The 19,688-nt window shown below is 64.1% G+C and carries 17 protein-coding genes; 4 read left to right on the top strand and 13 right to left on the bottom strand.

Annotated features, from left to right (window positions below):
* Position 1: 1 nt before the first annotated feature.
* The 6 genes from SO180_RS03070 to SO180_RS03095 form a co-directional block, all read right to left on the bottom strand.
* Positions 2-1,111: an ABC transporter ATP-binding protein gene (locus SO180_RS03070; protein WP_449377422.1), complete on the bottom strand. Its 1,110-nt coding sequence runs from the start codon at positions 1,109-1,111 to the stop codon at positions 2-4.
* 19 nt (positions 1,112-1,130) lie between these two features.
* Positions 1,131-2,237, bottom strand: coding sequence for an ABC transporter ATP-binding protein (locus SO180_RS03075; RefSeq protein ID WP_449377342.1), 1,107 nt, complete (start codon positions 2,235-2,237; stop codon positions 1,131-1,133).
* Positions 2,238-2,240: 3 nt separating this feature from the next.
* Entirely contained in the window at positions 2,241-3,098 is an 858-nt protein-coding gene (locus SO180_RS03080; protein WP_449377343.1) for a carbohydrate ABC transporter permease, read from the bottom strand.
* A 16-nt stretch (positions 3,099-3,114) separates the two neighbouring features.
* A complete protein-coding gene (locus SO180_RS03085) occupies positions 3,115-4,041 on the bottom strand; it encodes a carbohydrate ABC transporter permease (protein WP_449377423.1) in 927 nt (308 codons plus the stop codon).
* 128 nt (positions 4,042-4,169) lie between these two features.
* A complete protein-coding gene (locus SO180_RS03090) occupies positions 4,170-5,609 on the bottom strand; it encodes an extracellular solute-binding protein (RefSeq protein ID WP_449377344.1) in 1,440 nt (479 codons plus the stop codon).
* 22 nt (positions 5,610-5,631) lie between these two features.
* Entirely contained in the window at positions 5,632-6,642 is a 1,011-nt protein-coding gene (locus SO180_RS03095) for a sugar-binding transcriptional regulator (RefSeq protein WP_449377424.1), read from the bottom strand.
* 160 nt (positions 6,643-6,802) lie between these two features.
* Here SO180_RS03095 and SO180_RS03100 point away from each other — a divergent pair, with 160 nt between their 5' ends.
* From SO180_RS03100 to SO180_RS03110, 3 genes are read left to right on the top strand one after another with little or no spacing between them, the layout of a single operon-like run.
* Positions 6,803-8,083, top strand: a complete 1,281-nt coding sequence (locus SO180_RS03100) for an FGGY-family carbohydrate kinase (protein WP_449377345.1) — start codon at positions 6,803-6,805, stop codon at positions 8,081-8,083.
* A complete protein-coding gene (locus SO180_RS03105) occupies positions 8,080-8,949 on the top strand; it encodes a TIGR01459 family HAD-type hydrolase (RefSeq protein ID WP_449377346.1) in 870 nt (289 codons plus the stop codon). Before SO180_RS03100 ends, SO180_RS03105 begins: the two co-directional genes overlap by 4 nt.
* A 9-nt stretch (positions 8,950-8,958) precedes the next feature.
* Positions 8,959-9,987 carry a class II aldolase/adducin family protein gene (locus SO180_RS03110; protein WP_449377347.1) on the top strand — a complete coding sequence of 343 codons (1,029 nt, stop codon included), beginning with the start codon at positions 8,959-8,961 and terminating at the stop codon, positions 9,985-9,987.
* A gap of 5 nt (positions 9,988-9,992) precedes the next feature.
* Here SO180_RS03110 and lhpI read toward each other — a convergent pair whose 3' ends face one another.
* The 3 genes from lhpI to amaB all read right to left on the bottom strand — a co-directional run bounded on the left by lhpI (position 9,993) and on the right by amaB (position 13,951).
* Positions 9,993-10,964 (bottom strand): bifunctional Delta(1)-pyrroline-2-carboxylate/Delta(1)-piperideine-2-carboxylate reductase, encoded by a 972-nt coding sequence (gene lhpI, locus SO180_RS03115; protein ID WP_449377348.1) that lies wholly within the window; start codon positions 10,962-10,964, stop codon positions 9,993-9,995.
* A 134-nt stretch (positions 10,965-11,098) separates the two neighbouring features.
* Complete coding sequence (locus SO180_RS03120; RefSeq protein WP_449377349.1) at positions 11,099-12,379, bottom strand: NAD(P)/FAD-dependent oxidoreductase; 1,281 nt, start codon at positions 12,377-12,379, stop codon at positions 11,099-11,101.
* 6 nt (positions 12,380-12,385) lie between these two features.
* The gene (gene amaB, locus SO180_RS03125; RefSeq protein ID WP_449377350.1) at positions 12,386-13,951 is read right to left on the bottom strand and encodes an L-piperidine-6-carboxylate dehydrogenase; all 1,566 of its coding nucleotides are present in this window, start codon (positions 13,949-13,951) and stop codon (positions 12,386-12,388) included.
* Between the two features lie 250 nt (positions 13,952-14,201).
* On the opposite strand from amaB, the gene SO180_RS03130 reads away from it, so the two are divergent.
* Complete coding sequence (locus tag SO180_RS03130; RefSeq protein ID WP_449377351.1) at positions 14,202-15,098, top strand: LysR family transcriptional regulator; 897 nt, start codon at positions 14,202-14,204, stop codon at positions 15,096-15,098.
* Between the two features lie 618 nt (positions 15,099-15,716).
* Here SO180_RS03130 and SO180_RS03135 read toward each other — a convergent pair.
* The 4 genes from SO180_RS03135 to arcA form a co-directional block, all read right to left on the bottom strand.
* Positions 15,717-16,352, bottom strand: a complete 636-nt coding sequence (locus tag SO180_RS03135; protein WP_027521051.1) for a response regulator transcription factor — start codon at positions 16,350-16,352, stop codon at positions 15,717-15,719.
* Positions 16,353-16,497: 145 nt separating this feature from the next.
* Positions 16,498-17,127, bottom strand: coding sequence for a response regulator transcription factor (locus SO180_RS03140; RefSeq protein ID WP_449377352.1), 630 nt, complete (start codon positions 17,125-17,127; stop codon positions 16,498-16,500).
* Between the two features lie 93 nt (positions 17,128-17,220).
* A complete protein-coding gene (locus SO180_RS03145) occupies positions 17,221-18,030 on the bottom strand; it encodes a sensor histidine kinase (protein WP_449377353.1) in 810 nt (269 codons plus the stop codon).
* Positions 18,031-18,400: 370 nt separating this feature from the next.
* Positions 18,401-19,663 (bottom strand): arginine deiminase, encoded by a 1,263-nt coding sequence (gene arcA / locus SO180_RS03150; protein ID WP_449377354.1) that lies wholly within the window; start codon positions 19,661-19,663, stop codon positions 18,401-18,403.
* Positions 19,664-19,688 lie beyond the last annotated feature (25 nt).

Genomic DNA, 19,688 nt, shown 5'->3' on the forward strand with positions numbered 1-19,688 from the left:
GTCAGCTCCCCTCCGCATGGCGAATGCAGGTGCCGTCAGCGCCGAAGATGTGGAGGTGACGCGGCTCCAGCGCAAACGGAATGACGTCGCCAGGCCGCGCCGCGATCCGGTTCGGTGTCACCGCGATCAGGAGATGGCCGGCGCACTCGCCCGCGACATGCGATTGGTCGCCGAGCCACTGATTCGATACGACGCGCGCGCGGACATCGCCTGTCCCGACCGCAACTTTCTGCGGTCGGATACCAACCCGGACGTGCTTGCCCTGTTCAAGCGCGCGTTTCGCGCCCTGATCGAGCGCATCACCCGGAATCTGGAACGCGATATCGGAGCCTACCGACAGGCGGAAGCCGCCATCGGCGGGTGCAACCCCCGTCTCCAGCAGATTCATCGGCGGCTCACCGATGAAGCTGGCAACGAACAGGTTGGCCGGGCGGTTCTTCAGTTCCTTTTCGCTGGCGAATTGCTGAAGGACGCCGTCCTCCATCACCGCGATGCGATCGGCGAGCGCGCTCGCCTCGGTCTGGTCGTGGGTGACGAAGATCGCCGTCATGCCTCGCTCGGCCAGCAAGCCCTTGATCCGCCCGCGCAGCACAGCGCGGAGCTGCGGCTCGAGCTGTCCCATGGGCTCGTCGAGCAGGTAGAGGTCGGCGTCCCGCACCAAGGCACGCGCCAGCGACACACGCTGCTGCTGCCCGCCCGAGATGGTGCGCGGAAAGCTGTCCAGGATATCCTCGATCTCGACCAGTCGCGCGACCGCTTCGACCCGGCGCGATATTTCGCTGCGCGAGAGCTGCTGGGCCTTGAGCGCAAAGGCAATGTTCTCGCGCACCGTCAGCGGCGGATAGAGCGAATAGCCTTCGAAGGCCATGGCCACTTTGCGCTTCGCCGGCGGCAGCTCGTCGATCCGCCGCTGCGACAGCGCGATCGCGCCCGAGGTCACGCTCTCGAAGCCTGCGATCATCCGCAAAGTCGAGGTCTTGCCACAGCCGGACGATCCCAGCAGCGCAACGATCTCGCCCTTCTTCACTTCCATGTCGAGCGCGCGTACGGCGTGAACCGGCGGCTTGCCGCGGCTGCTGTAGACCTTGTCGACATTCCTGATTTCGAGCATGGCCATGGGTCCGCTCTCCTCACGCCGCCTGACGCCGGTGCGGCAGACCAACCCGGAGCCCGGTCGCACGATCGAACAACAGCGTCGCCTCTGGCGCGAAACGGACGAAGACGCCGTCGTCGGCACTCGCCATCGGCGAATCCGGCGGCAGTGCCGCGAGCCACTCCGAGCCGTCGGCAAAGCGCAGCAGCAGCACGGCCCTTTCGTGCATCGGTGTGACCGCGACGATGCGCGCGGGAACCGCGTCTTCACTGGCTGACCGGGTGATGACGAGATCATCGGGGCGAACGCCGAGCCAGCACTGACCGAGGTCGGCTGCCTGCTGATCCACGGGATCGAGCCTGACTCTTGTCCCGGCAATTTCGGCCGTCAGGCCCGCCTGTTCAGTGTGGGGTGTGACTTCGGCAAGATTGATGCTGGGATCACCGAACAGGCGCGCCACCGCCACGGACGCCGGCCGGGCGTAAATCTCTTCGGGGCGCGCGACCTGGACGAGACGCCCCGAGATCAACACCGCGATGCGGTCCGCAATCGCCATGGCTTCACGATAGTCCTGGGTGACGTAGAGCACCGCGGCAGAGCTGCGGCGCAACAGGCTCGGCAACTCCAGCCGCATCTCGTAGCGTAGCTTGGCGTCGACGTTGCGCAAGGGATCGTCGAGCAGCAGCACCTCCGGATTGCCGATCAGCGCACGCGCCAGCGCCGTGCGCTGCTTCTGCCCGTTCGACAATTCGCGGGGCATATGACCGAGCACATGCTCGATCTTCAACAACCGGCTGATCGACGTGACCCGCGAAGCCAACTCTCGTCCCTTGGCCTTCGCCCGCAGACCACTCGCAATGTTGTCCTGCGCGCTCATGTGCGGGAACAGCGCAAAGTTCTGAAAGGCCATGCCGATGCCGCGCTGCTCCGGCGGCGCGCCGACGATCGATCGCCCACCGACCAGGATATCTCCCTCGTCGGGCTCGAACATGCCCGCGATCATGCGCAGCAGCACGGTCTTGCCGCTGCCCGATGGCCCGAACACCGCGACGATCTCGCCGGGCTCGACCGCCAGCGACAGGTTGTCGGCGCAACGCACCGCGCCGAAAGCCTTGCCGACGGAATTGAGTTCGAGACGCGCCATGTGTCAGCCTTTCACCGCGCCGAGCGAGAGCCCCTCGACCAGATAGCGCTGCGCATAGAGCGCGAGCAGCAGCGTCGGCGTCACCGAGAGGACGATAGCGGCCGCGATCTGCCCGTACTGGATGCCGGAGGCCGTGACGAAGGCCAGCGCGCCCACGGTCACCGGCTGCTTGTCGGCGGAGGCCAGGATCAGCGCGAAGACGAAATTGTTCCAGCAGAAGATGAAGGACAGCAGACCCGCGGCCGCGATGCCGGGACCAGCGAGCGGCACCGCAATGCGCGTAAAGGCCTCGCGCCAGGAATGACCGGCAAGCCGATAGGCGTGTTCGATGTCCGGGCTGATGTCCTCGAAATAGCCACGCACGATCCAAAGAATCAGCGGAAGCGCGATGAGCTGATAGACCCAGACGATACCGAAATACGTGTCGCTGAGCCCGAGCTGCTGGTAGTAAAGTGACAGCGGCAGCAGGACGAGCAGAGGCGGCGCGAAGCGGAATGACAGCAGCGTGAACGCGATGCTTTCGCCGAGCCTGAACTTGAACCGCGCAAAGGCATAGGCCGCGGGTACGCCGAGCAGCAGGGCCAGGAGCACCGCCGCGCTCGATAGCACGAAGCTGTTCATGAGATTGCGCATGAAGGAGATCTCGAGATTGCCTGCGGTGGTGCGCAGCTGGCCCGAGATCAAGGCCTGGTAGTTGGAAAGCGTCGGCTCGAACAGGATGCGCGGTGGAATCCGCAGGATCTGCTCATTCGTCTGGAACGACATCATGAGGATCCAGACGATCGGGAACATGAAGAAGATCAGCACAAGCGCCAGCGCCACGCCCCGGAAGATGCGACCCGCGAGACTGGAATGATCCATCGCCGCCTCCTCAGCCTTACGCGTGACCGTGGGCGCGTGCGCGCAGCCGCAGCCAGTTCTTGATGAAGATATTCGACAGGATGTTGGTAATCAGCCACAGGATCATCAGCAGCGCCGCCGAGCGGCCGACATTGGTGTACTGGAAGAATTCGAGATAGGCCTGGACCTGGAACACCATCAGCCGGTCGCCGGGCCCGCCTTGCGTCATCGCATAGATGATGTCGAACTGCTGGATGGAATCGAGCAGGCGGAACAGCGAGGCCGTGATGATGTAGGGCGCGAGCATCGGCAGCGTGATGCGGAAGAACACGAAGCTTGCCGGGACGCCGTCGAGCGCCGCGGCCTCGAACGGCTGGCGCGGCAGCGAGCGCAGGCCGGCGAGCAGCAGGATCATGATGAAGGGCGTGTAGACCCAGACATCGACCAGCACGACCGTGAACAGCGCGCTCGACGGGTCCGACGCCCATTTGAAGTCGTGCACGCCGAGCAGGCTGACCAGATAGGACAGGATGCCGAAGCTCGGATTGGTCATCAGCTTCCACATCAGCGCGGCGATTGCGGGCGCGGTCATCAGCGGCAACAGAAGCACAATCGACACCGCGTTATGGAAGCGCGTCGGCCGCCGCAGGAGCAGCGCGATGCCAAGGCCGAGCAGAAGCTCGAGCACCACCGTCAAGGCGGTATAGACGAGCGAGATGCGCAGCGTATTCCAGAACGCGGGATCGGAGAGGAAGTCGATGTAGTTGTCGACCCCGATGAAGCCCCGCAAGTACGGCAGGTTCAGCCGGTAGCGCTGAAGCGAATAGACCGCGGCCGTCACGAACGGCACGAGGATGGCGATGCAGACGAGCAGAGCCGGCAGGCTCAGCAGGTAAGGCAACATGCGCCCGCGCAGCTTCATGGTGCGGCGCGGAAGCGCAGAGGTCTGAAGGAGTTGAACCATGCTCATGATGATACGGGATCACATACTCACTGCAACACCGCCGGCCCGGATCGGGTAGCGCTCCGAACCGGCGGGTTGTCGTGGCACGGAGGAATTGAGGCACCACGAAAGGTGTCAACCGAGCTGGCCTAACCTAGACCTGCCTGCTTCAGCTGACGGTTGATGCTGTCGGCGAGCTTGTCGAGGCCTTCGTCGACGCTGATCTCCTTGGCGACCATCTTCTGGAGCGAGGCCGCCCATTCGGTGGTCAGGTCGAAGAACAGCGGCTGCGCCGTGAAGTAGATCTTGGCGCCCGGGGCCGAGACGTCATGCTGCTCCAGATAGCCGGGATAGGATTTCGCGATGCGGTCGCGGAACTCTGAGTCCTTCCAGACCGAGGCGCGCACCGGGTTGACGAAGTCCATCTTGCGAGCGCCGAACAGATCGTGCTCGACGGAAGCTGCCCATTGCATGAACACCCAGGCCGCATCTTTCTGCTTGGAGAAGCTCGACATTGCGAGCGACCAGATCCAGACGTTCGGCGTCGGCGCCTTTGCGGCCGGATTGGCGGCAAACGGCGCGTAGCCGAGATTGCCCTTCTCCTTGTTGTCGCCGCCGTTCATGAAGTAGCCGAGAATGTCGGCGTCGAAGATCATGCCGGATGCGCCGGCGCCGAGGTCGGTGCCGACCTGATACCAGGTGTAGGTCGACCAGTTCTTCGGACCCGAGCCCTGGATCATCTTGACCCATTTCTCGTGGAAATCCTTCGAAGCCTTGGTGTTCATGGCGGCCTTCAGCTTGCCGCCTTCCATCACAAAGTCCTTCTGGCCGAAGTTCGAATAGGCCGAGAGGAAGCCGGGATGGATGGTCGCCCAGGATCGCGAGCCGCGCACGCCAACGCCGTAAGGCCCGCCCGCATCCTTGGTGATCTTCGCGGCCACCTCGAGCATGTCGTCGAGGTTCTTTGGCGGCTTGACGCCGACCTTGTCGAAGATGTTGCGATTGTAGGCGATGTTGTTGAGCTCGTAGCCCCAGGGGATGCACCACTGCTTGGCCTTGCCCGAGCCGAGTTCAGAGCCCGCAACGCCGTCCCACGCGGTCGATGAGCGCAGGCCGGGCAGCACATCGTCCCAAGCGAAGGCCGGATTGGTCTTGGCGGGATCCTTGATGTAGGTGTTGAGATCTTCGATCCAGCCGGCCGGACCGTAGGTCCAGGTCATGTAGGCGCCGGTCATGAAGGCGTCGTACTGATCCGACTTCGAGGACAGTGCCGCGGTCACCTTGTCGAAATAGACGTCCTCCGGGAAGATGTCGTAAGTGACGTTCATGCCCGTCAGCGTCTTGAACGCTTCGAGATCGCCGATCATGGCATCGACGTAGGGATGCTTGTTCAAGAGCAGCTTGACGGACTTGCCGCTATAGGCCTTCCAGTTGAAGTCCGCGGCCATTGCCCGCGACATCGCAGAGGCGAAGCCTGCATTGGCCGCTGCGCCGGCGATGCCGAGCTTGGCGGCTCCATCCAGTAGATCACGCCGGCTGATACGTTTGCCGGCGTAGGAATCGAACAGATTCTTCTCGCGGTCGTGCATTGCAACCTCCCATGGTGCGCGTTTACGTTCCCTTCCGACTCTTGTTCTTGGTTTTGCCGGATGTTGCCTCCGGCTTGTCGGTAGCGAGTGCCTGCGCTGTCACCTCATCGATGATGAGGCCGTGCAGGAGGCCGCTGCGTAAAACTGCGCGCAGCGCCGTGACTTTTGCCAGTCCGCCGCCGATGGCGACGATGCGGTGATTCCGCAAATCCGCCGCCTCCATCGAGGTGGCGCGCGCCGAGAGGTCGATGTCGAGCATCTCGCCATCGGCGTTGAAGAAATGGCCGAGCAGATCGGCGCAGGCGCCTTCCCGCTTCAGGTCCACGACCTCGTCCGGCCTGATCATGCCGCTCGAGACCAGAAAGCCCTCGGCGTGGATCTGGCCGATGCCGACGAACAGCAGCGAGGCCTTGCGGGCGAGAGCGAACACGTCGGCGATGCCGTACTGCTGCATCAGCACGGCGCGGTCGGCGACGGAATTGGCAAAAACGGGAACCGGCAGAAGATAGGCCTCCGCGCCAGTGCGCTCGGCGAGGCGATGGATGACGTCGAACGGATTGGCGGCGAATTTCCGCGTCAGTCCGCCAAGCAGCGACACGAATTGCACCCCGCGGGCCGGCGTCTGCGGCAATTGCTCCACCATCGCGGCGAGCGTGCGGCCATGGCCGACGCCGATGATCTTGTGCTCGCCGCGCTCGAGGATCTGTCGCAGGAAGCTGGCACCCTCCAGCGCCAGCGCCTTCAGCGGCAGGTCGCCCTCGCCGAGATCGGGCGCGACGCGGCAGAAGGAGAGCCCGTAGCGCTCGACCAGTATGTTCTCCAGCGCGACGCATTCGGCGACCGGCCCTTCCACGAAGACCCGGATCATCCCCTCGCGGCTGGCGCGCGCGATCAGCCGGTGCGCCTTGGTGCTCTGGATGTTGAGGCGGTCGGCGACCTCCGATTGAGTCAGTCCGGCGGCGAAATAGAGCCAGGCCGCGCGTGTCGCGAGCGACGCTTCGCCGTCAGTCGTCGCCAGCCTGTCCGGTTGCATCACCACGGCGAAAAAGCCCGCTTGCAAATTTCTTCACGTCTTGCAAAAAATTGCAGAGGCCGGCCGGGACGTCAATCCCCCAAACGTGCTGCAGTGCAATCGCGGCGGTGATTGTGATCTGGACCGCGATCGTCAGAGTGCCAAAGAGAGGTGAGATCCGATGACGGGTATGTTCCTCGGCATCGACGTTGGAACCAGCGGGGTGCGCGCCTGCGCCATTGATGCGCGCGGCGACATCCAGTGCATGGAAGCGGCCACCCTGCCCCCGCCGCGACAGGACGGTCATGCGATCGATCAGGATCCGGAGTTATGGTGGCACGCGAGCGTCGTTGCGATCAGCAAGCTCGGACGCAGCATCGATCTCGAAGCCGTCGAGCGCGTGTGCGTTGACGGCACGTCCGGCACGCTGCTCCTAGTCGACGCGGCCGGCCGTCCTTGCACGCCGGGGCTGATGTACAACGATGCCCGCGCGACAAAGGAAGCCCAGCACATTGCAACGGTCGCGCCGGAGGAAAGCGGCGCTCACGGCGCCAGCAGCGCATTGGCGAAACTGCTTCACCTGCTCGGCCATAGCGAAGCGAGAGGCGCGCGCTTTGCCGTGCATCAGGCCGATTGGATTGCCGGACGGTTGGCCGGAAACCACGGCGTCAGTGACGAGAACAACGTCCTTAAACTCGGCTACGATCCCGTCACGCGCAGCTGGCCGGCCTGGCTCGATCAGCTTGGCGTGCCCCACAGCCTTTTGCCGCGCGTGTTGGTGCCGGGGACACCGTTTGCCGAGATCGATCCGGCGATTGCCTCGGAGCTCGGCGTGTCGAAAACAGCGCGCATCGCGGCCGGCACCACCGATGGCGTCGCCGCTTTCATTGCGACGCGCGCAGATAGCCCCGGCGATGCCGTGACCTCGCTCGGAACGACGCTGGTCGTCAAGCTGCTCGCGACGCAGCCGATCTTCGCCGCCGATCAGGGCGTCTATTCGCACCGGCTCGGCGAGCGCTGGCTCGCCGGTGGCGCCTCCAATTCGGGCGGCGGGGCGCTGCTCGCACACTTTTCGGCCGCAGAGATGGAACGGCTGACACCGCAACTGCGGCCGGAGAAGCCAACCGGGCTCGACTACTATCCGCTGCCAAAACCCGGCGAGCGCTTCCCGATCGCCGATCCGTCACTGGCCGCACGGATCACGCCGCGCCCGGCGGAAGATCATCGCTTCTTCCAGGCGCTGCTCGAAGGCATCGCCTCGGTCGAAGCCCTCGCCTATCAGCGTCTCGCTGCGCTCGGAGCACCGCGACTGCGCCGCGTCGTCAGCATTGGCGGCGGTGCGAAGAACCCGGCATGGACCGAGATCAGGCGCCGCGCGCTCGGTGTTGCCGTCACGACGGCCGAGCAAACCGAGGCAAGCTATGGCGCTGCGCTGCTGGCCTTGCAAGGCAGCCCGTCATGAGAGCCGGCACCATCGAAATCGATGCGTTGAGCGCGATCGCCGACCGGTTCGATCACGTGCTGCTCGACCAATGGGGCACGCTTCATGAAGGCGGCACCGTCTTTCCGGCCGCGCGGAACTGCGTGGCAAGACTCAAGGCGGCAGGAAAGCGCGTTCTGGTGCTGTCGAACTCCGGCAAGCGTGCACACAGCAACGAAGAGCGGCTTGCAAGGCTCGGCCTGCCGCCGACGGCCTATGACGGCATCCTGACCTCGGGCGAAGTGACCTGGGCGGGCTTGCGGCAGCGCTCACGCGCCCCGTTCACCGATCTCGGCCGCTCCTGTTTTCTCATCACGCGCGGCGGCGATCATTCCGTCGTCGACCGTCTTGACCTTTCGATCGCGACCGAGATCGAGAAAGCCGATTTCATCCTGCTGGCCGGGCTCGATGACGACGTCGCCGAGCCCGAGCATTGGCGAGCGCGCTTCGCAGCGGCGGCAGCGCGACAGTTGCCGATGCTGTGCGCCAACCCTGATCTGACCATGTTCAGCGCAAGCGGGTTGATCCCGGCGCCGGGCGCGCTGGCGCGGTTCTACGAGAAACTTGGCGGCGCCGTGGCATTCGTCGGCAAGCCGCACCCACCGATCTTCGAGGCGGCGCTGGAGCAACTCGGCCATCCCGATCCGCAGCGCGTCCTGATGATCGGCGATTCTCTCGATCATGATGTCGCTGGCGCACGGGCCAAGGGAATGCTGACCCTGCTCCTCGGTGCCGGCGTGCACCGGGACGCGCTCGCAGGCGCGCCCGATCTGCCGGCGGCGATCCGCATGCTGGCGGGATCGCAGGAGATGACACCGAACTGGCTGATGAATCACTTGACCTGGTGAGGCCCCGCGATGCGTGCGCCTGCGCAACTCGATGAACTCCGCGATATGTCGGCCCGCGTCGGCCGCAACATCCTGCTGGTGCAGGGCGCCGGCGGCAACTCCTCGATCAAGGATGGTGACGTGCTCTGGGTGAAGGCATCCGGCACCTGGCTTGCGGATGCGGAAGCCAAGGACATCTTCGTGCCGGTGTCGCTCGGCGCAGCGCGCGCCGCGCTCATGCAAGGCGACGAAAAGGTGCCTCTTGCCCCCGACGCGAACACGACGCTGCGCGCCTCGATCGAGACCTCGCTCCACGCGCTCATGCCGCATCCGGTCGTGTTGCACGTCCATTCGGTCAACACGATCGCCTGGGCGGTGCGGTCCGACGCACGCGAGGAGCTTGCCAGGCGCCTCGACGGATTGGCATGGCGCTGGCTCGACTACCATCATCCGGGACTTCCGCTGGCAAAGGCCGTCAATGATGTTCTGGCGGAGGATGCAGTAGATATCCTGATCCTCGGCAACCACGGGCTGGTCGTCGGCGCCGAAAGCTGTGGGGCCGCGGAAGCGCTGGTGGATGAGGTGGAGAGACGGCTCGCACTCACCCCGCGCAGCGCAATACCCGCCGATGATGAGGCACTGCGCTCAATCTGCGCCGGCACGGACTATCATTCGCCGAAAGACCCGCTCTGCCACGGCGTCGCGATCGACCGCTTCAGCCGGGCCATTGCAACCAGCGGCTCGCTGTATCCGGACCATGTCGTCTTTCTCGGTCCCGGCCTGCCAGTGCTGGACCATGGCGAGGATCTGCGCATCCGGACGTCGCGAGGCCAGGCGGACCGGCATCCGCCTCCGGTTGCGCTCCTCGTTCCCGGCCTCGGCTGCATCATTCGCAAGGATGCAAGCGATGGCGCCGAGGCCATGCTGACCTGTCTCGGACTGGTGACCTGCCGTGTGCCTCTGACAGCAGAGGTCCGCTATCTCTCGGCGGAGAACGAGCATGCATTACTGAATTGGGACGCCGAGCGCTATCGCCAGCAATTGACCGCCGATCGCTGAACCGGTCAGGCGCGAATTCCGGACTCCCATCCGCCGACGAGGAGCGAGGCCGCCGCGAGATCCTCGGACGCCGCCCCGACTGACTTGAACAGCGTGATCTCGCTCTCCTCCAGACGACCGGGCCGCGCGCCACTGGTCAACTCATGCAGATCACCACAGATCCTGGCGGCGTCCCAACGTCCGGCCGCGATCGGCTGGAGCAGGTCGCCGGCTTCCGCGAGCGCGCCGCCATAGGTATCGACGAAGACGCGGCTGCGGCAGACGGCCTCGTCGTCGCTCTCGCGCATGTTGCGGGTGAATGCGCCGACGAGATCGAGATGCGTGCCTGGCCTCAACTGTCGGCCGAGGACGATGGGCTCGACCGATGTCGTCGCGCAACTGACGATATCCGCCTCGGCCAACGCCGCCGGCAGGTCGGCAACCGCCTCGGTGGTGAACCCTTGGCCAGAGATATCGCCAGCAAAGCCCTGCGCGCGCTGCGGATTGCGGCCCCAAACGAGCACGCGCTCGATCGGCCGCGCGGCACGATGCGCAGCGGGCAGGCAGGCCGCGATGCGACCCGTGCCAATGACCAGCAGAGTCTTGCTGTTCGGGCGCGAGAGATAGCGCGAGGCAAGCGCGGAAGCTGCGACGGTCCGCCGATTGGTCAGTGCCTCGCCATCGATCAGCGCACGCGGCTGACCGGTCGCGCCGTCGAATAGCGTGTAGAGCGACGACACCGCGCCCAGGCCGCAGGACGTGTTCGCAGGGAATACCGTCACGAGCTTGACCCCAAGCGCCTTCCCGCGCTCCCAGGCCGGCATGGTCAGGAGATGACCGGGCGCGTCGGAGGTTCCGACGTCGTAGCTCTGCCGAACCGGCATCGCCTCGCCGCCACGCCGAAAGGATTCGGCCAGCGCGTCGATCAGTCTGGCATAGTCGAGGCCGGCCTCGACCTCGGCGGCGGTATAGTAGCGCAGCAAGGCATCCTCTTTCATGGTTCGACGGCTTAAAGCATGATCTGGAAAAGTGTGAAGCGGTTTTCCCTCGCGACAAACGCGGAACGCGTTTGCACGCAGATCATGCTAACAACCTAAAGCGCAATGACGATTCATCCCAATCTCATCGCGCTTTAGAGCCGCGCTTCGGTCAGATGAACGAGCTGGGATCCAGCGCGATACAGAGCCTCCTGCGCGAGGCGGAAACGCGGCTCCTCGCCAGATGCGACCGGCAGCGGAAGATCTTTTTCCGTGACGTGGCCAAGCACATAGGATGCCAGCACACCGCCAAACACCGTGCCCGGCGCGATGCCCCGACCGTTGTAGCCGCTGAAGGCAATGACGTTGCGGTCGAGCTTGTGAAAGCGCGGCAGATTGTCCGAGGTCATGCCGATCATGCCGAACCAGCCGGCCTCGAACCTGATTTCGGCAAGCTGCGGAAACAATTTTCGCAGCGAACGAATGGCCCACGCTCGGTGGATGGCGGCACCCCTGCCCTCGAGCGCACCGACGCTGCCAAACACCAGCCGGCCCGCGCGGTCGAAGCGGAACGAGGAGAGCACCTGCTTGGTGTCCCAGGCGCCCTGCCGTCCCGGCAGGATCGACGCCTTCAGATTATCCGACAGGGGCTCGGTCGCGAAATTGAAGTAGGGCAGATGAACCTGCTCCTGCCGAACCTGCGACCACGGTCCCTGCGCGTAGGCATCGGTGGCCACGATCACCCAATCCGCGCGGACCGATCCTGATTTCGTTTCGATCGTCCATCGCGAGCCGTCCTTCGCAGCGAGAACGGGACTTTGGGTGAATATCTTCGCGCCCGCACCGAGCGCGACACGCGCCAGGCCGCGGACATAGGCGAGCGGCTGAATGGTGCCGGCGCGCTTGTCCAGCAGCGCGCCTGCGTAGTCGCCGCCGCCGATCTTGGCACGCGTCTCCTCGGGGTTGAGCACCTCGACGGGCGCACCGCGCCGCTGCCATTGCTCCGCGCGGGCCTTGATCTCCAAAAGGCCCTTGCTTCCCACGGCGCAGTGCAGCGTGCCCGCGCGCTCCGGCTCGCAATCGATGCCGTGCTTTTCGATGAGATCGAACACCTTCTGCGGTCCGTGACCGAGGAGATCGATCAGGCGCTCGCCAAAGGTCTGCCCCAGCGTCGCGGTGAGAATGTCAGGCATGACCCACATGCCCGCATTGACGAGACCGACATTGCGCCCCGATCCGCCGAATCCGATTTCCGAGGCTTCGAGCACGGCGACGCGCGCGCCTTGCTCGGCGAGATGAAGCGCGGATGAAATGCCGGTATATCCTCCGCCGATGACGACGACGTCGACGTCCAGCTCGCCCACGAGCGGCCTGGTCTCGGGCGCAGCCGGGGCCGTCAGCGCCCAAAGACCGTGCGATCGGGGATCATCCTGCATCAGGTCTCACACCACGTCGAACTTGACGCCCTGGGCCAGCGGGAGTGTCCGGCCATAATTGATGGTGTTCGTGGCCCGGCGCATATAGGCCTTCCATGCATCGGACCCGGACTCGCGTCCACCGCCGGTTTCTTTCTCACCGCCAAAGGCGCCGCCGATCTCCGCTCCGGACGGACCGATGTTGACGTTGGCGATCCCGCAATCGGAGCCGCGCGCCGACAGGAACGTCTCGGCTTCGCGCAGGTCGTTGGTGAAGATCGACGAGGAGAGCCCTTGCGGAACGGCATTGTGCAGTTCGAGCACGGAATTCAGATCGCTGTATTTCATCACGTAGAGGATCGGCGCGAAGGTCTCCTGCTCGACTGGCCCCGTCTGCGCAGCAATCTCGACCAGCGCGGGACGAACGTAATGCGCATCCGTGGCTCCCTCGACGGCAACTCGCTCGCCGCCGTGAATGGCGGCCCCCGCAGCCTTCGCGGCCTCGAGCGCGCCCTGCATCGCACGATAGGCCGTGCCGTCGATCAACGGACCAACCAGCGTGCCGGCTTCCAGGGGACTGTCGACGGAAACAGATGCGTAGGCCCGCTTCAGCCGCGGAACGAAGCTGTCATACACGCTCTCATGGACAAAGAGACGCCGAAGCGTCGTGCACCGCTGGCCGGCAGTTCCCATCGCAGCAAAGGCAATGCCGCGCAGCGTCAGGTCGAGGTCGGCCGTCGGCGCGACGATCGCCGCATTGTTGCCGCCGAGCTCGAGGATTGCGCGCGCGAAGCGCTTGGCGAGCCGCGGTCCCACGGCGCGGCCCATCGCGGTCGAGCCCGTAGCCGACACCAGCGGGACCTTCGCATGATCGACAAGCAGCTCGCCGAGGTCGCGGCCGCCAATCAGCAGCGCCGCAAGTCCTGCAGGCGCGCTTCCGCCTTCCGTCGCAAACCGCGTCAGCGCGCGGTCGAACAGCGCCTGCGTCGCCAGCGCCGTCAGCGGGGTTTTCTCGGACGGCTTCCACACGATGCTGTTGCCGCAGACGAGTGCCAGCGCCGCGTTCCATGCCCAGACCGCGACCGGGAAATTGAAGGCGGAGATGATGCCGGTCACGCCAAGCGGATGCCAGCTCTCCATCATCCGGTGCTCGCCGCGCTCGGTGGCGATGGTCAGGCCATAGAGCTGGCGGGACAGCCCGACGGCGAAGTCGCAGATGTCGATCATCTCCTGGACCTCGCCGAGGCCCTCGGACACGATCTTGCCGACCTCGATCGACACCAGTCGGCCCAAAGCCTGCTTGTTGGCACGCAGCTCTTCGCCAAACAGCCGGACCAGCTCGCCGCGCTTCGGTGCCGGCACGAGCCGCCAGACCTGGAAAGCCGCATGCGCCTTCGCAATCAGCGCGGCGGCATCGGCGGCGCTGACTTCCCTGACCTTCCCGACGATCCTGCCGGTGATCGGCGTCTGCACGGCGAGCGTGCCTTCCGTGAAGCTCACGCGGCTCACGCCGAGGTCGGTGAGGAGCCTGTCGACCTCAGTGGCAAGATCGGCGGTGTGAGCTTGTGTCTGAGGGGCTGATATGACGGACATGACAGGCTTTCCGAAGTCGACGTTGAATTGAATGGCGCGGCCGTTGCGTCTGGCTGTGAGCGCGCCGGCTCTTTGATCGAACTGAAGTGGCACGCTGGTCAATGGCTAATTCTCGTCAGGCCGCAGTCGGGAACCGGCCGGGACTGCCACAATAGTCATGCGAAATTAGCATGAAGTATTCGAAGTATTCTTGCCTTTTCAACGCCCGGAAACGACAATTATTCAATAGATCATTCCATTCTGGAATAAGATGCAGCCGACCCGCCGCTTCCTGCCGTCAACCGCCCTCCTCGCCGCGTTTGAAGCGGCGGCGCGCACCGGCAGCGTGACGCTGGCAGCCAAAGAGCTCAGCCTGACCCAGGGAGCCGTCAGCCGGCAGATCAAGTCGCTAGAAGAGCAGCTCGATGTCGAACTCTTCGTCCGCGCGCGCCAGACCATTCGGCTGACGCCCGCCGGCGAAGCCTATGCGCGCGAGATTCGCGACGCGCTGCGGAAGATCAGCACCGCCTCGTTTAACCTGCGGGCCAATCCGAGGGGCGGCACGCTCAATCTGGCGATCCTGCCGACGTTCGGCACGCGCTGGCTGGCGCCACGCCTTCCAAGATTTCTGGCGCAGAATCCGGGCGTCACCGTCAATCTTGCAACGCGCCTGTCCTACTTCGATTTTCGTTCCGAGCCGCTGGATGCAGCGATCCATTTCGGATCACCGAACTGGCCGGGCGCCGAGATGATCCTGCTGCGCTCGGAGGAAGTCGTTCCCGCCTGCAGTCCAGAGCTCAGGAAGCAATTCCACTTTCGCACGGCGGGCGACATCAGGAAGGCATTGCTGCTCAGCATCTCGACGCGCCCGAACGCATGGGACCAATGGTTCCTTGCGCAGGGCGTTGCAGGCGCGTCAGCCCAGACGATGTATTTCGATCAGTTTGCCACGGTTGCCCAGGCGGCGATGGTCGGCGTCGGCGTTGCGCTTCTTCCCACATTCCTGATTCAGGACGAGCTGGCAAGCGGTCGCCTCGTGCGCGCACTCAACCTGCCAATGGAGAGCTCTGAACGATACTATCTGGTGTGGCCGTCTGAACGAACGCTCCACCCGCCCCTCGTCGTCTTTCGGGATTGGCTTCTCGCTGAAACGGCGGCCGATCGGTGAGCGAGTCATGAGGGGCGCTCTGATCATCACGGAGGACCAGATCGGTGAAATCTTTGCCGCCAACCGCCGTGCCTGGACGATCACAGGCTGAGCAGCACACGAGCGGTCATCTCCAACCTTGCTCTCCAATCTCGCGCGTCACGACGCTTGCCGCCAGCCTTAACGAAAATTCATCGACGACGGCTGCGACTCACACCGATTTGTCTACCCGCGTCAAACTGTCAGATGGATAATTTGCGCGACGCCGTAGTCGACGCCGGGCAAGTTGAACGGAGGCTAACATGCAGAGAGCAGCCACAGTGCATGTCGCAGTAGTAATCCTTATTCTGGTTGCGGCGGCCGCAGCGTATGCAAAAGGCAGCGCGCACGGCGGAGGATTGGCGGCGCCAGCCAATCCGGCGGTCCCCCCGACCCTGACGTCCAACTCGCGCCTTTTGGACTATGCACCTCTGCCCGCCGAGCGGCAGGTAACACGGAGCGAGGATCCGTCTCTTGCGAGCGACCTTCGGCCCACACGCGAAGAGAGCGACCTCGACGGCAAGCTGGCGATCTGTCGAGGCTGCTGATCGCGCTGCGTCGGGGCCCATCACCGAGATACGGCCCTCCCCAAGCGACCCTTCACGGCGCCACCAGTCTCTTGCGAATGGCATAGCGAACCAGCTCAGCCGTCGACGACATTCCGAGCTTGCGCATCGCCGAGGCGCGGTGCGTCTCGACGGTCTTCACGCTCAGCTTCAGGATGGTGCTGATGGACCTGTTGGTATGTCCTTCAGCAATGAGCTGAACCACGCTCTGCTCGCGCGAGGTGAGCAGCATGGCCGACTTGTTCTGCTTGTTGAGCTGGTAGTCGTGGAGCAGCTTCTCCAGCAGCAGGCTGGTGAAGTAAGGTCGGCCGTCGAGCAGCGCCTCGATGGCGGAAATCAGGTGGTTCCTGGCGTCCGATTTGAACAGGAACCCACGGACTCCCGCCAGGATGGCCTCGGTCAGCAGCTCCTCATTCTCGTGCATCGTCAGGATCAGCACTTCCGTGCGCACATGCAGCGCCTTGAGACGACGGCTGACCTCCAGCCCGTTCATGAGCGGCATCGAATAGTCGACGATCACGATATCGGGCCGTGTCTCCAACGCCAACGCGACCGCCTGCTCGCCATTGGTGGCCTCCCCGCTGACGATCCAGTTGGAGCGGGTTTCGACGATCGCCCGCAGCCCGGAGCGCACGACTTCATGATCATCCGCAATCACGATGCGCTTCACGACGTCGTTCCCGTATGCCGGCCCGCGAGCCCATCGGGCGATCGATGGAGGCGACCGGCAGAAACATCGAGCGATCATACCGGTCGGGGTCCAGCGGGTTATCCCACAAAACCCTGAAATCCCTCGGCGATTGTACTCAAAGGCCTCATACCTCGATCAGCCCGGCCCGCACCGCGTAACGGACCAGTCCGGCCGTCGAATTCACATCGAGCTTGCGCATCGCCGCCGCCCGGTGCGCCTCCGTCGTCTTGACGCTGAGGTCCAGGATGGAGCTGATGCCTTTGTTGCTGTAGCCCTCCGCAACCAGCTTGACGACGAGCTGCTCACGCGGGGTGAGCGCCTGCCTGCTGTCCATGCCGGGGGCCACGCCGCGATCCAGTTCGTTCTGACAGCTCCTGCTACAGAACGGCTTGTGCGCCAGGAGCGCCTCGACCGCCGCCAGCAGCAGCTTGTTGGCGTCGGACTTCAGCAGGAAGGCGCGCGCACCTGCCTGGAACGCCTCCTGCGCGAGCAGGCTGGAATTGTGCACCGTGAAGATCAGCACCTCGGTCTGAAGCGGGTATTCCCTGATCCGCCGCGCGACTTCCACCCCCGTCATGCGCGGCATGGAAAAATCGACGATGGCGACGTGGGGCTGGTTGGCGATCGCAGCGGCAACAGCCTTGCTGCCGTCATTGGCTTCAGCGACCACCTCCCAATCCGCCCGCTGCTCGAGCACGGCTCGCAAGCCCGACCGCACGGCCTCGTGATCATCTGCAATGAGAAACCGCTTCATGGCAGCGCACTCCATTTTCTTGACACGGTGGCTGCCCCAGACGCCAGGCGCGAGAGATGATTTCGGCCACCACCGGTGATCAGTTTTCTTCCTTCACGATGTGCCTGCGTGGACCCTCGCCACTGTTGTGGTCTTCCTGTTGCGTTTGCTTGCGACGAAATCGCGCGGCAACACCGCCAGCAATGTGGTGCCGGAATGTCGCGCCGCCGAGTCGGACTGGAAATGCAGAGTGCCTCCAATCTGCTGCAATCTGGCCCGCATGGCCGGAATGCCGACGCCCATCACAGCCCTCGTGCCGGATCTCGTACGGTCAGCCGGAAATCCTCGCCCGTTGTCACTGACCGTCAGTTGAAAATGGCTGCCGGTCGAGGCGATGGCGATTCTCACTTCCGTCGCCTTCGCATGACGAAAGACGTTCGTGAGGGCCTCCTGGATGACCCGAAGCAACGCATGCTGCTTGTCTCGCGACAAGCGATCGATATCCGACGAAATCCTGGTCGTGACGTGCAGGGATGTCCGCGCGGAAAATCCCCGCGAATAGCGTTCAATCGTTGCTTTCAGACCGTCGACGGTCAGATTCTGCGGGTGCAGCAGATAGGCGAACGCTCGGATTTCCCGCAGCGCTTCGTCGATCGAGGCATCAATCTCGTCACATAGCCGCGCAGCTCCAGCCGGATCATTCAGGCAGCTGCGCAGACGCATCAGGCCGAGGCTCGCGGCGATCAGATACTGGCAGGTCGAATCGTGAAGATCGGACGCGATCCGCTGCTGGATACACTCCTGGAGCGACACCAGGTTGGCGTTCGGCTGCGCGTCGGCCAGTTGTTCCTCCGGACCGATTGGCAGCCATTCCCCGACGCCGGCTCGACTTGACTCGCAGATGGGAGAGCCACGTAGCTTCACGGTACGCACTCACTTTTTGAGCGACCTCGGCATCGAAGCTCAATGCCAAGCCTTCAATGTTCCCGAACGCGAGAGTCGCTCCCTGCCCCTCGACGCTACGCCGGATGATCATCTCTGGATCAGAACCCGCGCCCTCGGGCTTGCGCGATTATACACCCCCGGGCCGGGTACACTACCAAGTAGAGCCCTGTGCGGATTGAAATCCCGAATATGTGAGATCAAGCGCACGACTGTGCATTTCGTGCCAAACCGGCCGCGGGCCGACGCTCAACATCAATGCAACAGATACTAAAAGGCCTCCGAAGATGCCTCTCTCGACGTGGCGGCGGAACCTATTCCGCCACGGTCACCGAGCGCTCAGGTCTGCCGCCTAATAGTCCACCGCATCCCGCGTGATCGGACAGGTCATGCAGTGACCGCCCCCCCGGCCACGGCCGAGTTCTGCGCCGACGATGGTGATGACCTCGATCCCCTCCTTGCGCAGCAAAGTGTTGGCGTAGGTGTTGCGGTCGTAGGCGAATACGACCCCGGGCGACGCGCAGACCAGATTGGCACCGCTGTCCCACTGCGTGCGCTCGCGCATATAGGCGCTGCCGCCGGTCTCGATGACGCGCAGCTTCTTCAGGCCCAGTGCTTCCGCGATGACCTGCACGAACGGCTTGTCGTCCTTGCGCAACTCGATGCCGGTGGCGTTGTTTGCGGGCCGGTACGAGAACGCCCTGATGGTATCGACGATGTCGGGATAGATCAGCACACAGTCGCGATCGGCGAAGGTAAACACTGTATCGAGATGCATCGCTGCGCGGAGCTTGGGCATTGCGGCCACGATCACGCGCTCGGCCGCCTTCTTCTTGAATAAGGCCGCAGCAAGCTGGCTGATCGCCTGCCGCGAGGTGCGCTCGCTGAGACCGATCAGGACGTTGCCCTTGCCGATCGGCATCACGTCGCCGCCTTCCAGCGTTGCGAGGCCATGATCCTGGGTCGGGTCACCCCACCAGACGTTGACCTTGCCCGCAAAATCCGGATGGAACTTGTAGATGGCCGTGGCGAGGATCGGCTCTTCATGCCGCGCCGGCCAATAGAGCGAATTGAGGGTGACGCCGCCATAGATCCAGCAGGTCGTATCGCGCGTGTACAGCGTATTCGGCAGTGGCGGCAGCAGATACTCGGTCATGCCGGCTGCCTCGCGAATGAGCCGCAGCGTTTCGCCGCCATGGGCGTCCGGAAAATCGTAGGTGGAAACACCGCCGATCAAGGTTTCGGCCAGGTCACGCGGCTTGAGGCTTTCCAGATAGGCGCGCAGGTCATCGACGAGATCCGGCCCGACCTGGTTGGGAACGACCTGGTTGTCGAGAATCCATTTCCTGGCCTCGGGGATCGCGACGGTCTCGGTGAGCAGGTTGTGCATCTCGACCACTTCGATGCCGCGGTCGCGCATCTTCTGCACGAAATCGAAATGATCGCGCTTGGCGTTGTCGACCCAGAGCACGTCGTCAAACAGCAGCGTGTCGCAATTGGAGGGCGTCAGGCGCTGATGGGCGCGGCCCGGCGAGCAGACCATCACCTTGCGCAACTGTCCGACCTCAGAATGCACGCCGAATGCAGTGGAGGAATCCGAAGCTTGCTTTGCCATGGCAACTGCCTTGCTTAGAGGGTCT

Source organism: Bradyrhizobium sp. UFLA05-112, assembly GCF_053572325.1.

Bases quoted from the DNA above. Each gene is read 5' to 3' on its own strand.
- SO180_RS03070 (WP_449377422.1), bottom strand. From the start codon at position 1,111: ATGCTCGAAATCAGGAATGTCGACAAGGTCTACAGCAGCCGCGGCAAG.
- SO180_RS03075 (WP_449377342.1), bottom strand. From the start codon at position 2,237: ATGGCGCGTCTCGAACTCAATTCCGTCGGCAAGGCTTTCGGCGCGGTG.
- SO180_RS03080 (WP_449377343.1), bottom strand. From the start codon at position 3,098: ATGGATCATTCCAGTCTCGCGGGTCGCATCTTCCGGGGCGTGGCGCTG.
- SO180_RS03085 (WP_449377423.1), bottom strand. From the start codon at position 4,041: ATGGTTCAACTCCTTCAGACCTCTGCGCTTCCGCGCCGCACCATGAAG.
- SO180_RS03090 (WP_449377344.1), bottom strand. From the start codon at position 5,609: ATGCACGACCGCGAGAAGAATCTGTTCGATTCCTACGCCGGCAAACGT.
- SO180_RS03095 (WP_449377424.1), bottom strand. From the start codon at position 6,642: ATGCAACCGGACAGGCTGGCGACGACTGACGGCGAAGCGTCGCTCGCG.
- SO180_RS03100 (WP_449377345.1), top strand. From the start codon at position 6,803: ATGACGGGTATGTTCCTCGGCATCGACGTTGGAACCAGCGGGGTGCGC.
- SO180_RS03105 (WP_449377346.1), top strand. From the start codon at position 8,080: ATGAGAGCCGGCACCATCGAAATCGATGCGTTGAGCGCGATCGCCGAC.
- SO180_RS03110 (WP_449377347.1), top strand. From the start codon at position 8,959: ATGCGTGCGCCTGCGCAACTCGATGAACTCCGCGATATGTCGGCCCGC.
- lhpI (WP_449377348.1), bottom strand. From the start codon at position 10,964: ATGAAAGAGGATGCCTTGCTGCGCTACTATACCGCCGCCGAGGTCGAG.
- SO180_RS03120 (WP_449377349.1), bottom strand. From the start codon at position 12,379: ATGCAGGATGATCCCCGATCGCACGGTCTTTGGGCGCTGACGGCCCCG.
- amaB (WP_449377350.1), bottom strand. From the start codon at position 13,951: ATGTCCGTCATATCAGCCCCTCAGACACAAGCTCACACCGCCGATCTT.
- SO180_RS03130 (WP_449377351.1), top strand. From the start codon at position 14,202: ATGCAGCCGACCCGCCGCTTCCTGCCGTCAACCGCCCTCCTCGCCGCG.
- SO180_RS03140 (WP_449377352.1), bottom strand. From the start codon at position 17,127: ATGAAGCGGTTTCTCATTGCAGATGATCACGAGGCCGTGCGGTCGGGC.
- arcA (WP_449377354.1), bottom strand. From the start codon at position 19,663: ATGGCAAAGCAAGCTTCGGATTCCTCCACTGCATTCGGCGTGCATTCT.